The sequence below is a fragment of the Aeromonas molluscorum genome, assembly GCF_051376105.1.
Taxonomy (GTDB): Bacteria; Pseudomonadota; Gammaproteobacteria; order Enterobacterales; family Aeromonadaceae; genus Aeromonas; species Aeromonas molluscorum.
Genome location: NZ_JBPQCY010000002.1, coordinates 1,341,620 through 1,353,985 on the forward strand (window position 1 = coordinate 1,341,620; position 12,366 = coordinate 1,353,985).

Sequence of the window (12,366 nt, forward strand, 5' to 3'; positions counted from 1 at the left end):
TGCCTGCTTACCCGTTTATCGGTCTAACCTGCCGGAACTTTAGGGAAAATTACCAAAAAAACGTTCAGAAGCTGACGATAACGGAGCCGACTGACTGCACTTGGCCCTGCACCGTCCTGCCGGACCTGATATTAATCAGCTTGATCATGTCGCCGAAGCTGCCATCTTGCAAGGCGCGAGCCATGGTTTTGATCTGCATGCTGCTGTTTTCGGCAATGAGGGTAACCTGATCCCCTTTGCAGATCACACAAATCTGGTTGAGACGCACCGGTTGGCCGGGTCTGAGTTCGCGTTTGCTGCGCGTGCCGACCAGTGCCTCTATGTCCTGTATATAGTCGCCACGGATCTGGGTCTGATCCTCATAGGCCTGGATCAGCTGGCTGCGACCGAGGATATCCCCCTTGGCGATGGCTTCCGAGACGGTGATATAGGGCTTTTGAATGCTGACCCGCACCGGCAGATAGAGATCCCAGCCCGGCGTCTCGTTGCACTTGAGGTAGATGGTGGTGTTGCGTCTGATCTCCATCTTGGCAGGCAAGCTGATGTCGAGATCACTCTCGCAAGCGGTGAGCTGTAGACGGGCATCTATACTGGCGGCGCTGACCTCGGCCCGGGCATCGAGGGGCAAGGAGAGCTGATCCCGGACAAAGTCCTCCGCCCGGGCTTGCAGCTCGGCACTGATATCGGATGCCAAGGCCTGGCTGGCCCCGCTGAGCAGCAACAGGATGAGGAAAAGTCTGTTAATCATTTTCGTCCGCTGGTCGATAAGTGGATAACGTATAAGACAACTGTTCACTATGCTTGCGCCAAGATGGGTTTCTGGAACCGCTGGAAATCTGGCGCGAGTCAACATGGCGCATGCTCAACATGCATGAATAATGCCAGGCGTTTTTTAGGGAGTGTTTATGGCCGGTATTCTGGACTCGGTAAACCAACGGACTCAACTGGTCGGGCAAAATCGCCTGGAGTTGTTGCTGTTTCGACTCAATGGGCGTCAACGATTTGGCATCAACGTCTTCAAGGTGCGTGAGGTGCTACAGTGTCCTCCCTTGACTGTCATGCCCAAGCTCAACCCTTGCATTCGTGGTGTGGCGCATATTCGTGGTCAGACTATCTCGGTGATCGATATCAGCATGGCGATGGGCAATAGGCCCATCGCCGATCTTTCCAAGTGCTTCATTATCATCTCGGAATACAACCGATCCATCCAGGGCTTCCTGGTGCAGTCGGTCGAACGAATCATCAACATGAACTGGGAATCTATCTTGCCGCCACCCAAGGGGGCAGGGCGCATCAACTACATGACGGCGGTCACCGAGGTCGATGGCGAACTGGTGGAGATCCTTGATGTGGAGCGGATCCTCAACGAGATCTCTCCGGTGTCGACGGAAGTGAGCCAGGAGCTGGTGGCGGTGAGCACAGAGCACAGCACCCAGGGGCGCCCCGTGCTGGTGGCCGATGACTCCTCGGTGGCGCGCAAACAGGTACAACGGGCACTCGATGCCATCGGCGTGCAATGCGTGCTGGCAAAAGATGGCCGCGAGGCTCTCAACATGCTGTTGGAGATGGCTAAAAATGGCCCGATCAAGGATCAAATCGCCCTGGTCATCTCGGACATAGAGATGCCCGAGATGGATGGTTACACCTTCACCGCCGAGATCCGCAACAATCCCAGCCTGAAGGATTTACATGTTATCCTGCATACCTCCCTCAGTGGGGTGTTCAACCAGGCTATGGTGCAGAAGGTCGGGGCGAACAATTTTATCGCCAAGTTTCAGCCCGATGAGTTGGCCAAGGCCGTTCAAGGCGCACTCTAAAACAAGAAGAACGCATACATGAAGACACTGTCAGACGACTTATATAAGCAATTCAGCAGCTTTCTGGCGCTGCAGTGCGGAATTGTGCTGGGTGACAACAAGCAATACCTGGTGAAGAGCCGCCTGTCCCCCTTGATGGCTCAGTTTGGCATCGAGAGTCTGTCTGAATTGGTGACTCGTTCCATGAGCCTGCGTGAGCGGGAATTGAAGATGGCGGTGGTTGATGCCATGACCACCAATGAGACCCTCTGGTTTCGGGATGCCTATCCCTTCCAGCTGCTCACCGACAAGCTGTTTCCCGAGCTTGGCAAGAGTGGCCGACCCATCAAGATCTGGTCGGCGGCCTCCTCCTCCGGCCAGGAACCTTACTCCATCGCCATGTCGGCGCTGGAGCAACAGGTCAAGCGTCCTGGCACCTTGCCGGGCGGGGTACAGATCATAGGCACAGATATCTCCAGCACTATGCTCAATCAGTGCAAGGAGGGGGTCTACGACAGCCTGGCACTGGCCCGTGGTCTCTCCCCCGAACGCAAGAAGATGTTCTTCGAGCCCCATGGTGACAACAAGATGCGAGTGGTGGACCGTGTCAGAAAATTGACAACCTTCCGCCCCCTGAATCTGCTGGAGAGCTACAGCTTGCTTGGCAAGTTTGACATCATCTTCTGCCGCAACGTGCTCATCTACTTTGCCCCTGAAGTGAAGTCAAAGATCCTCAACCAGTTCGCTGCCAGCCTGAATCCAGGCGGTTACCTGATGCTGGGAGCCTCGGAGTCCCTGGCGGGTCTCACCGACAGGTTCGAGATGATCCGCTGTAACCCCGGTATTGTTTACAAAGTCAAATAACTCCTCCCTATCTCCTCCTTTGGCACACCTCTTGCTAAGAATCCAGCAAGCAGGAGGTGTGTTATGGCAATTTCATTCGACAAGGCTTTTGGTGTTCATCAATACACGTTGAGCGTGCGCGCCAAACGTGCCGAGGTGCTATCTAGCAATATCGCGAACGCGGATACCCCGGGTTTCAAGGCCCGGGACATCAACTTCGCCGATGCCATGGCCCAGGCGCAGCAGCATCAGCAAGGGTTCAGTCTGGCCACGACCAGTGAGCGCCACTTCGCCTTGAACATGGACAAGCCGGGCACATCCCAGTACCGCAACCCGCTCCAGCCCGATACAGGGGACGGCAACACCGTCGATCTGCAGCAGGAACGCAGCGAGTTTTTGCGCAACAGCCTCGAATACCAGACCTCGGTTGAATTCATGAACGGCAAGATAAGCGGCCTGCTCAAGGCCCTCAAGGGAGAGCAGGGATGATGCAGCCTGAATGCCTCCTTAGCCACATAGCCGCCCACCTCATGAATGACCAGATACGCCGTGGCCTGGACCAGGCCTTGCAACAAAACAAGGAGCACAGCAATGAGTTTGTTCAAGGTCTTTGATATCGCAGGTTCCGCCATGAGTGCCCAGTCGGTGCGACTCAATACCGTGGCCAGCAACATGGCCAACGCCGACAGCGTCAGCTCCAGCGTGGAAGGAACTTACCATGCCAGGCGGCCAGTTTTTGCCGCTCAGCTTGAACAGGCCATGTCCGATGGACAGGGGTCGGTTGGCGTCGAGGTGAAGGGCATCGTTGAGAGCAAGGCTCCGCTGCTCAAGGAGTTCAATCCCAATCATCCCATGGCTGACAAGGATGGCTTCATCTTCAAGCCCAACGTCAACATGGTCGAGGAGATGGCTGACATGATCAGCGCCTCGCGCAGTTACCAAACCAACGTCCAGATTGCCGATTCTGCCAAGCGCATGCTGCAGCAGACGCTCAATCTGGGTAAGTCCTGATAGGGGGCGGCAATTAAATGGCAGATACCTATGACAGCGTGCTGGGCGTCAACCGAGTTTCGTCGAATCAGACCGCAAGCACTGTCCAGAAAAAGGAGTTGGATCAGGAGTCGTTCCTCAAGCTGCTGACCATGCAGCTCTCCTATCAGGATCCGTTCAAGCCGGTGGACAACGCGCAGATGTTGTCCCAGATGACGTCCATGTCCACCTCGGAGGGGATCAACAACCTCTCCTCCCAGATGGAGAGCCTCAACAGTCTGATGACCTCGAGCCAGGCGCTCCAGGCCTCGGCCCTGGTTGGTCAGGATGTGTTGATCCCGTCCAATACCGGCTATCTGGAAAAGGGCGGCGACATTTCTGGGGTCATTGCGACCGGTGATGGTGGCAGTAACGTCAAGGTGACGGTGAAAGATGAAAGTGGCCAGGTGGTCAAGGAGTTCTCCCTGGAGGGCGATCACCAGGGCAATGTGGCCTTCAACTGGGATGGCCTGGACAAGGACGGCAACCCGGCCAAGACAGGCAAGTACCAGATTGAAGCCAGCGCCACCGTGGCGGGCAAGTCGGAGAGCCTGCCGGCCCTGACCTATGCCCAGGTGGAGAGTGTCACCCTGGGGTCGGCCAGCTCGCCCAGCACCCTGAAACTCAAAGGATTGGGCGGTATCTATCTCACGGATGTGCTGGAAATTTCCGGTTCCGGCAGCAAGTCGACCACGACGCCCACCCCAACCAACAACGCAGTGATCTAAGGAGAAAGACATGTCATTTAACAATGCCCTCAGTGGCGTCAATGCGGCTCAAAAAGACCTGAACGTCACCGCGAACAACATTGCCAACGTCAATACCATCGGCTTCAAGGAGTCCCGCGCCGAGTTTGCCGATGTCTATGCCAACTCCATTTTCGTCAACTCCAAGACCCAGGTAGGTAATGGTGTGGCGACCGGTGCAGTCGCGCAGCAGTTCCAGCAAGGGGCCTTGCAATTTACCAACAACTCCCTGGATCTCGCCATTCAGGGCAACGGCTTCTTCGTCACCTCGGACGGCGTCAGTGCCCTGGATCGCAGCTATACCCGGGCCGGTGCCTTCAAGCTCAATGAAAACAGCTACATGGTCAATAACTCCGGCGGCTTCCTGCAGGGGTACGAGATCAATGCCGACGGCACCCCCAAGGCGGTGAGTCTGAATGCCACCAAGCCTATCCAGATCCCGGACAAGGCGGGTGAACCCAAGCAGACCACCACCGTCGAGGCCAGCTTCAACTTGCCAGCCAACGCCACCCCTCAGGTCATCAACCCCTCTACTTTCGATCCCAAGGACTCGACTACCTACTCCTCCTCGACATCGGTGGTTTCTTACGACTCCCTTGGTGAGCCCCATACCGTCACTCAGTACTTCGTCAAGGATGCCGATCCACTGGATCCCACCAAGTCGGCGAACCCGACCTCCTGGCGCATGTATCTGTACGAGGGGGACAAGCCCATCGACATCGCCGGCGGCAACGCGACCACCCCCGCGGCTGGTCTGGCGACCCCGCCGCTGAGCGCCAACATCACCTTCAATGCCGATGGCAAGGTCAACACCATCACCCCGGCCATCGTCAAGACGGAAGCCCTGGGCACACCGGGGGCCGGTGTCATCGACAATGGCGCCGATCCCACCCAGGCGATCGAGATAAAATTCGGCACTGTGACGCAGTACTCGTCCCCCTTCGAAGTCAATAAATTGACCCAGGATGGCTCCACGGTAGGCCGCTTGACCAAGGTCGAGATCACCAATGACGGTATCGTCTCTGCGACCTACAGCAACGCCACCACCGTCAAGGTCGCCATGGTGGCCATGGCCAAGTTCGCCAACCCGCAAGGTTTGACCCAGGTGGGGGATACCTCCTGGCGCGAATCCCTGCTCTCCGGCGATGGCCTGCCGGGTACCCCGAATTCGGGTACCTTCGGCTCCATCAAGTCGTCGGCACTGGAGCAGTCCAACGTGGATTTGACCTCGGAGCTGGTGGATCTCATCACGGCCCAGCGCAACTTCCAGGCGAACTCCCGTTCTTTGGAAATCAACAGCTCGCTGCAGCAGACCATATTGCAGATCCGCTGATCGATTCGTGGTTGGCATATAAGGGCGCTTCGGCGCCCTTTCTTTATATATCAATATCTTAAAATCGAAGTCATCTTGTTGGCATCTTAATTGCTTTATCCACGTCAGAGTCATCTGTTTGACGGAGGATCCCATGGACCACCTGCTTTATATCGCTATGTCCGGTGCCAAAGAGAACATGAACAGCCTGGCTGTGCGTGGCAACAACCTGGCCAACGCCAACACCACTGGCTTCAAGTCTGACTTCGAGCAGGCTCGCGCCATGCAGGCGTTCGGCGAAGGCTTGCCGACCCGGGTATTTGCCATGACCGAGCGGCCCGGCCAGAACCTGCAGCACGGTTCCCTGATGACCACGGGGCGGGATCTGGACGTGGCGCTGGATGGCCAGGGCTGGATCGCGGTACAGGATGGCAAGGGCGGCGAAGCCTTCACCCGCATGGGCAATCTGGAGTTGAACGCGACCGGCAATTTGCAGACCAGTACCGGGCTCAATGTGGTGGATGACGCAGGCAAACCCATCGTGCTGCCGCTGCCCCTCGAGAAGCTGGAAATCAACAGGGACGGCACCATCACGGGTCGCCCGGAAGGGGCTGCCCCCAGCCTGCCGGAGGATTTCCAGCGCATCAAGCTGGTCAGACCGGCTGCGGATGCGGTGGAGAAAGGGCAAGATGGCCTGTTTCGCCGCAAGGATGGCCAGCCAGAGCCGGCCTCCGCCGATGTGGGGCTGATCGCCGGCGCGCTGGAGAACAGCAACGTCAATGTGGTCGACGAGATGACCAACCTTATTCGTTTGCAACGTCAGTTCGAAACCCAGGTCAAGATGATGAAGACGGCCCAGGAGAACGACGAGGCCCAAACCCAACTGCTGCGTATCAGCTAATTAGGAGCCAGACATGAATCCTGCACTTTGGATAGGCAAGACGGGACTGGATGCCCAGCAGACCAATATCGCCGTCACCTCAAACAACCTCGCCAACGCCAGTACCGTTGGCTACAAAAAATCCCGAGCCATCTTCGAAGACTTGCTCTATCAGAACATCAATCAGCCGGGGGGGCGCTCCTCGGCCGATACCGAGCTGCCGTCCGGCCTGATGCTGGGGGCGGGGGCCAAGGTGGTCGCCACCCAGAAGAGCTTCAGTCAGGGCAACGTGCAGACCACGGATAACTCTCTGGATCTGATGATCAATGGTCGTGGTTTCTTCGAAGTACAACTGCCCGATGGCAGCAGCGCTTACAGCCGCAACGGCCAGTTTACCCTCAATGACGAGGGCACTATCGTCACCCCGGGCAATGGCTATCCCTTGCAGCCAGAGATCCAGATCCCGGAAAACGCCCAGAGCGTCACCATAGGCGAAGATGGTCAGGTCTCCATCCAGCTCAAGGGCGATGGTCAGTCCCAGGTGATTGGCCAGATCAACATCAGCGACTTCGTCAACGCCTCCGGCCTGCAACCCATGGGTGAGAACATGTTCCTCGAAACCCAGTCGAGCGGCGCACCCATCGAAGGCACGGCCGGTGCGGACGGACTCGGTGTCATCAAGCAGGGCATGCTGGAGGTCTCTAACGTCAACGTCACCGAAGAGCTGGTCAACCTCATTCAGGCCCAGCGAGTCTATGAGATGAACTCCAAGGTGATCTCGGCGGTGGACTCCATGATGTCCTATCTGACCCAGCGGTTGTAATGGGAGCCTCACGATGAAAACCATCTGGATGCTGAGCCTGCTGGCGCTGGGGGGCTGCACCAGCACCCTCAATACAGCCAAGCCGGACGACCCCGAATTCGCCCCCGTCTATGGCGACTCGGAGCCGGTCTCCGTGCGTCCGACCGGCGCCATCTTTCAGCCCGATCAGGTCAATGGCATCTACTCGGACATCAAGGCGCACAAGGTCGGTGACATCATCACCATAGAACTGTCCGAGTCGACCTCAGCCTCCAAGAAGGCCAATACCCAGACCGGCAAGGACAACAAGTTCAACCTGGATCCGGTCAGCCTGGGGGGCGTGCCTATCACGGCCGGTGCCTATGACTTGTCCGCCTCCATCGGCCAGAATGCCGCATTCAAGGGACAGGCCAAGGCGGATCAGAGCAACAGCTTGCAGGGCAGCATCTCGGTCAGCGTGGCCAAGGTACTCAGTAACGGCAATCTGGTGGTGCGTGGCGAGAAGTGGATCATGCTCAACAACGGCAACGAATACATTCGCATCACAGGCCTCATTCGCCCCGAAGATGTCACCTCGGACAACAGCGTCTCCTCCCAGAAGGTGGCCAATGCCCGTATCCACTACGGTGGCACCGGTGACCTGGCCAATACCCAGGAACAAGGCTGGCTGACCAGCTTCTTCAATGGTCCCTGGTGGCCGCTCTAGTGCGAGGAGAACCCATGAAACGACTCCGTCTACTCTGTCTGTGCTGCTGTCTGTTACCCCTGGTGGCCAATGCCGCCCGTATCAAGGACATCAGCTCGGTCGAAGGGGTACGTAACAACCAGCTGCTGGGCTATGGCCTGGTGGTGGGTCTGCCCGGCACCGGCGAGAAGAACAACGCCTTCACCGAGCAGACATTTCGTACCATGCTCAACAACTTCGGCATCAAGGTGCCCGACAACATCAAGCCGAAGATAAAAGACGTGGCGCCGGTCGCCATTCACGCCGATCTGCCCCCCTTCTCCAAGCCGGGTCAGACCATAGACGTGACCGTCTCCGCCATCGGTGAGGCCAAGAGCCTGCGGGGCGGTACCTTGCTTCAGACCTTCCTCAAGGGGCTCGATGGCCGTGTCTATGCGGTGGCCCAGGGCAGTCTGGTGGTCGGTGGTCTCGGCGCCGAGGGGGCCGATGGCTCCAAGGTGGTGGTCAATACCCCGACCGTGGGTCGCATCGCCAATGGCGCCACCGTCGAGCGTGAGGTGCCCAACTCCTTCAGTCAGGGCGATACCATTACGTTCAACCTCAATCGCTCCGACTTCACCACGGCGCGTCGCCTGGCAGAATCAATCAATAATCTGGTGGGGCCTAATACCGCTCAGGCACTGGATGCCACCTCGGTCAAGGTGTTTGCCCCCCGGGATCCGGGTCAGCGAGTCTCCTATCTCGCCACCATAGAGAACCTGGAAGTGGATCCGGGGGCCGAGGCGGCCAAGATCATCGTCAACTCGCGCACTGGCACCATTGTCATTGGCAGCCAGGTCAGGCTCAAGCCTGCGGCCATCAGCCACGGCGGCCTGACGGTGACCATTGCCGAGAACCAGCAAGTCTCCCAGCCCAATCCCCTGGCGGGCGGGCAGACAGCGGTCACCAACAACTCCACCATCAATGTGCAACAAGAGCCGGGGCGTATGTTCAAGCTCGATACCGGCGCCACCCTTGATGATCTGGTCCGGGCGGTGAATCAGGTCGGGATAGCTCCGGGCGATCTCATGGCCATCCTCGAAGCCCTGCAGCAGGCGGGTGCCATCGAAGGTCAGCTGGTTATTTTGTAACAGTCTCCAACCTTGGTTGCCCCGTGGCAGCCAACCGGCAAGGGCTTGCCACAGGCGGCAAAGAAGGTAAGCAAGATGGCGAATATCGACAATAAAGGCGTGGATTTGGGCATGGTGCAGGATATCCAGAACCTGGATAAATTGCGTCAAATGAGCCTGACCAAAGAGGGTAAGCAGCAGGCACTCCAGTCGGCAGCCCGCCAGTTCGAATCCATCTTCAGCCAGATGTTGTTCAAGGGTATGCGCGAGGCGAGCCAGGCATTGACCGCGGACAACCCCTTTAGCAGCAGCTACACCCAGTTCTACGAAGGCATGCTCGACCAGCAACGGGTCTCCGACATGTCAGGGAAAGGGGGGCTGGGGCTGGCCGACATGGTGGTCAAGCAGTTCTCCCCTGACAGCTTCAAACACGAAGATGGCCGTGTGCTCAAGTTGCCCCAGCGCACCGAACGGGCGCACAAACCCTATGTGGCACCGACCGGCAGCGAGCATGGTCTGATCGAAGCCTCTAAAGTTGGCAAGGATTTTGCTGAAAAGACCATGGAGTCGGGAGCGCTGGCCGGCAGTACCATGGTTGGCAAGCGCCATCGCAGCATACCCGCCATGGGGCAGCAGGCCCCCCAGGGACTGCGCGATGCCTCGACGAGCACCGGTTTTGACTCGCCAAGCGACTTTGTCAGCAAATTGATGCCCCTGGCCAAGAAGGCCGCCGACAAGCTGGGATTGAATCCGGCTGTACTGGTTGCCCAGGCTGCCCTCGAGAGCGGTTGGGGTAAACGGGTCATCAAGGATGGAGACGGTCAGATGAGCCATAACCTGTTTGGCATCAAGGCCGATCAGCGCTGGCAAGGGGACAAGGCCGTGGTCAGCACGCTGGAGTATGAGCAGGGAGTCGCCTCTCGCCAGAAGGCGGCGTTTCGCTCCTACGACTCGTTCGAAGAGAGCTTCAATGACTATGTTGACTTCCTGACATCCGGGAGCCGTTACAAGGGCGCCTTGGCCAAGGCCGACAGCCCGGATCGCTATTTTGAGGCGCTGCAGCAGGCCGGATATGCCACCGACCCCCAGTATGCCAATAAATTGAAACAGGTATTGCGCAGTGGACCCATTGCCCAATACACAGACACGGAGCTGTAAAGCATGGCAAGCGATCTGCTTGGGATAGGAACATCTGGGGTACTGGCGCATCAGAAACTGCTGCAAACCACCAGTAACAACATCGTCAACGTCAATAGCCAGGGCTATACCCGTGAACGCACCCTGATCTACACCAATGCCATCGGCTTTGGCACGGGTGAGAGCATGAGCGAGCGGGTGATCAACCAGTATGCCCAAGGCGAACTGCGCCGGGATACCTCTGCCTTCAGCGCTTCCTCCATGCGTTTCGAACAGCTCTCTACCGTGGACAGCCTGCTGGGGGATACCAGCAATAGCGTCGGCACGGCCATCACCGCCTACTTCAAGGGGTTTCATACTGCCAACGAGTCGCCGGCGGATCTGGGTTCGCGCAATACCACCCTCACCGGGCTTGGCAGCATGGTAAACCGCTTCCATACGCTCTCGTCCCAGTTCGACAAGCAGAGCGATGTCATCAACGACCGCATCAATGACGAGACCCTGCAGGTCAACAGCCTGCTGAGCAACATCAACGAGATCAACAAGGCAATAGTGCGCACCCAGGGCACAGGGGAAGAGAACCTGATGCTCTACGATCAGCGCGATGATGCCATTGCCCAGCTGTCACAGAAGATGGATATCCGCACCGTCACTCAGCCAAATGGCAGCGTGCTGGTCAACATGAGTTCGGGCCACTCGCTGGTGCTTGATGGCTCCGTGGCCCAGTTCAGTGTCATCCCCGGGGATCCCGACTCCAGGGACAAGGAGCTGCAGCTCAATCTCGGTAAGAATCAGGCCAAGATAGACAACAAGGTACTGGGGGGCGGCCTTGGCGGCCTCTTCTCTGCCCGTCGCGATCTCGAACCGACCAAGCGTGAGCTGGGTCAGCTCGCCATCTCCTTGTCCGATGCCATGAACCAGCAGAATCGCTTGGGCATGGATCTCGACAACGAACTCGGTGGCGACCTCTTCTCCTTGCCCAGCAGCGAAGGTCTGCCCTTTGCCAAGAACACAGGTTCGGGGGAGGCCATGGTCAACTTCGTGCCCGGCAAGGGGAGCGAGGTGACGGCCCTCGATTATGAGGTGAGTTTCAGCAGTGCCACTGGCTTTGAGGTCTTCTCCATCGGCAGTGATGGCAAGCGCTCCTCCATTGCCACCGGCAGCACGCCGCCCGCGAGTTTCGAGGTGCCGGGTCATGGCATCTCCATCGACTTGTCCGGCACGCCAGCGGCAGGGGACAAGATATTGCTGCAACCGACCAAGCAGGCGGCAGCCGGGATTGAGAAGCTGATCAACCGCGCCGAGGATCTGGCGCTGGCTTCTCCCCTCAAGGCCGATAAAAACAGCCAGAATCTGGGCTCGGGCATCATATCTCTCGGTACCATAGGCAACACGGGGGCAGGCTCAGGTTTTACCGGTAATGACCTGGATCCCGCAGCGCCGCAAGTGGTCAAGATAGACGGCAGTGGCAACTATGAGGTCTATGAGAAAGATGGCACCACGCTCATAGGGGTCGCGCCCGCCAGCAGCAAGGGCCAGAACCTGATGGCCGCCCTCGAGAGTCCCCTGGGTGGCCCCAAGGTGTATGCCGATCCGGGTCAGAGCCCTGGCTATGAATTCAGCATCACGGGCCAGGTTCAGAGCAATGACAGCTTCACCCTGAGCTACAACAAGAACGGCTTCTCCGACAACGCCAACGGCCTGGCCCTGGCCGAGTTGCAGAACAAGGATCTGGTCCGCAAAAGCAGCAGCTCAACCAGTGGCAATGACAAGATGACCTTTAACGAGGCCTATACCGGGCTGGTGGTCGGGGTGGGCAACAAGACCAGCCAGGCCAATACCGAAATGTTGGCCAACAAGGGCAAGCTGGAGCAGAGCAGTGCCATCTTCGAGAGTGTCTCCGGGGTCAGCCTGGATGAGGAGGCGGGCAATCTCATTCGTTTCCAGCAAGCCTATGCCGCCTCGGCCCAGGTGGTCAGCACCGCCAAAACCATCTTCGACACCCTGTTGTCCTCAGTGAGGTAAGT

General features: G+C 58.1%; 13 protein-coding genes. 12 read left to right on the plus strand and 1 reads right to left on the minus strand.

Going from position 1 to position 12,366, the window contains the following annotated elements:
- Positions 1–64 precede the first annotated feature (64 nt).
- Positions 65–748, minus strand: a complete 684-nt coding sequence (gene flgA / locus ACSMDR_RS16800; RefSeq protein WP_436468979.1) for a flagellar basal body P-ring formation chaperone FlgA — start codon at positions 746–748, stop codon at positions 65–67.
- A gap of 157 nt (positions 749–905) precedes the next feature.
- Here flgA and ACSMDR_RS16805 point away from each other — a divergent pair, with 157 nt between their 5' ends.
- The 12 genes from ACSMDR_RS16805 (at position 906) to flgK (ending at position 12,364) form a co-directional block, all read left to right on the plus strand.
- Positions 906–1,817: a chemotaxis protein CheV gene (locus tag ACSMDR_RS16805; RefSeq protein WP_005894523.1), complete on the plus strand. Its 912-nt coding sequence runs from the start codon at positions 906–908 to the stop codon at positions 1,815–1,817.
- Positions 1,818–1,835: 18 nt separating this feature from the next.
- Positions 1,836–2,660 carry a CheR family methyltransferase gene (locus tag ACSMDR_RS16810; RefSeq protein ID WP_005894521.1) on the plus strand — a complete coding sequence of 275 codons (825 nt, stop codon included), beginning with the start codon at positions 1,836–1,838 and terminating at the stop codon, positions 2,658–2,660.
- A gap of 63 nt (positions 2,661–2,723) precedes the next feature.
- On the plus strand, positions 2,724–3,128 hold the full coding sequence (flgB, locus tag ACSMDR_RS16815; protein WP_005894518.1) for a flagellar basal body rod protein FlgB: 405 nt from the start codon (positions 2,724–2,726) through the stop codon (positions 3,126–3,128).
- 102 nt (positions 3,129–3,230) lie between these two features.
- Positions 3,231–3,650 (plus strand): flagellar basal body rod protein FlgC, encoded by a 420-nt coding sequence (gene flgC / locus ACSMDR_RS16820; RefSeq protein WP_005894515.1) that lies wholly within the window; start codon positions 3,231–3,233, stop codon positions 3,648–3,650.
- A 17-nt stretch (positions 3,651–3,667) separates the two neighbouring features.
- The gene (locus ACSMDR_RS16825; protein WP_005894511.1) at positions 3,668–4,396 is read left to right on the plus strand and encodes a flagellar hook assembly protein FlgD; all 729 of its coding nucleotides are present in this window, start codon (positions 3,668–3,670) and stop codon (positions 4,394–4,396) included.
- A gap of 10 nt (positions 4,397–4,406) precedes the next feature.
- Positions 4,407–5,747: a flagellar hook protein FlgE gene (gene flgE / locus ACSMDR_RS16830; RefSeq protein WP_436468980.1), complete on the plus strand. Its 1,341-nt coding sequence runs from the start codon at positions 4,407–4,409 to the stop codon at positions 5,745–5,747.
- Between the two features lie 133 nt (positions 5,748–5,880).
- A complete protein-coding gene (locus ACSMDR_RS16835) occupies positions 5,881–6,627 on the plus strand; it encodes a flagellar basal body rod protein FlgF (RefSeq protein WP_436468981.1) in 747 nt (248 codons plus the stop codon).
- Between the two features lie 13 nt (positions 6,628–6,640).
- Positions 6,641–7,429 (plus strand): flagellar basal-body rod protein FlgG, encoded by a 789-nt coding sequence (flgG, locus tag ACSMDR_RS16840; RefSeq protein WP_005894504.1) that lies wholly within the window; start codon positions 6,641–6,643, stop codon positions 7,427–7,429.
- A 13-nt stretch (positions 7,430–7,442) separates the two neighbouring features.
- On the plus strand, positions 7,443–8,114 hold the full coding sequence (gene flgH, locus ACSMDR_RS16845; protein WP_005894502.1) for a flagellar basal body L-ring protein FlgH: 672 nt from the start codon (positions 7,443–7,445) through the stop codon (positions 8,112–8,114).
- Positions 8,115–8,128: 14 nt separating this feature from the next.
- Positions 8,129–9,223, plus strand: coding sequence for a flagellar basal body P-ring protein FlgI (locus tag ACSMDR_RS16850; RefSeq protein WP_436468982.1), 1,095 nt, complete (start codon positions 8,129–8,131; stop codon positions 9,221–9,223).
- 75 nt (positions 9,224–9,298) lie between these two features.
- Positions 9,299–10,360, plus strand: coding sequence for a flagellar assembly peptidoglycan hydrolase FlgJ (gene flgJ / locus ACSMDR_RS16855; RefSeq protein WP_436468983.1), 1,062 nt, complete (start codon positions 9,299–9,301; stop codon positions 10,358–10,360).
- A 3-nt stretch (positions 10,361–10,363) separates the two neighbouring features.
- Positions 10,364–12,364, plus strand: coding sequence for a flagellar hook-associated protein FlgK (gene flgK, locus ACSMDR_RS16860; protein WP_436468984.1), 2,001 nt, complete (start codon positions 10,364–10,366; stop codon positions 12,362–12,364).
- The last annotated feature ends 2 nt before the right edge of the window (positions 12,365–12,366 follow it).

Coding starts and splice junctions, on each gene's coding strand:
- flgA (WP_436468979.1), bottom strand. CDS start 748: ATGATTAACAGACTTTTCCTCATCCTGTTGCTGCTCAGCGGGGCCAGC.
- ACSMDR_RS16805 (WP_005894523.1), top strand. CDS start 906: ATGGCCGGTATTCTGGACTCGGTAAACCAACGGACTCAACTGGTCGGG.
- ACSMDR_RS16810 (WP_005894521.1), top strand. CDS start 1,836: ATGAAGACACTGTCAGACGACTTATATAAGCAATTCAGCAGCTTTCTG.
- flgB (WP_005894518.1), top strand. CDS start 2,724: ATGGCAATTTCATTCGACAAGGCTTTTGGTGTTCATCAATACACGTTG.
- flgC (WP_005894515.1), top strand. CDS start 3,231: ATGAGTTTGTTCAAGGTCTTTGATATCGCAGGTTCCGCCATGAGTGCC.
- ACSMDR_RS16825 (WP_005894511.1), top strand. CDS start 3,668: ATGGCAGATACCTATGACAGCGTGCTGGGCGTCAACCGAGTTTCGTCG.
- flgE (WP_436468980.1), top strand. CDS start 4,407: ATGTCATTTAACAATGCCCTCAGTGGCGTCAATGCGGCTCAAAAAGAC.
- ACSMDR_RS16835 (WP_436468981.1), top strand. CDS start 5,881: ATGGACCACCTGCTTTATATCGCTATGTCCGGTGCCAAAGAGAACATG.
- flgG (WP_005894504.1), top strand. CDS start 6,641: ATGAATCCTGCACTTTGGATAGGCAAGACGGGACTGGATGCCCAGCAG.
- flgH (WP_005894502.1), top strand. CDS start 7,443: ATGAAAACCATCTGGATGCTGAGCCTGCTGGCGCTGGGGGGCTGCACC.
- ACSMDR_RS16850 (WP_436468982.1), top strand. CDS start 8,129: ATGAAACGACTCCGTCTACTCTGTCTGTGCTGCTGTCTGTTACCCCTG.
- flgJ (WP_436468983.1), top strand. CDS start 9,299: ATGGCGAATATCGACAATAAAGGCGTGGATTTGGGCATGGTGCAGGAT.
- flgK (WP_436468984.1), top strand. CDS start 10,364: ATGGCAAGCGATCTGCTTGGGATAGGAACATCTGGGGTACTGGCGCAT.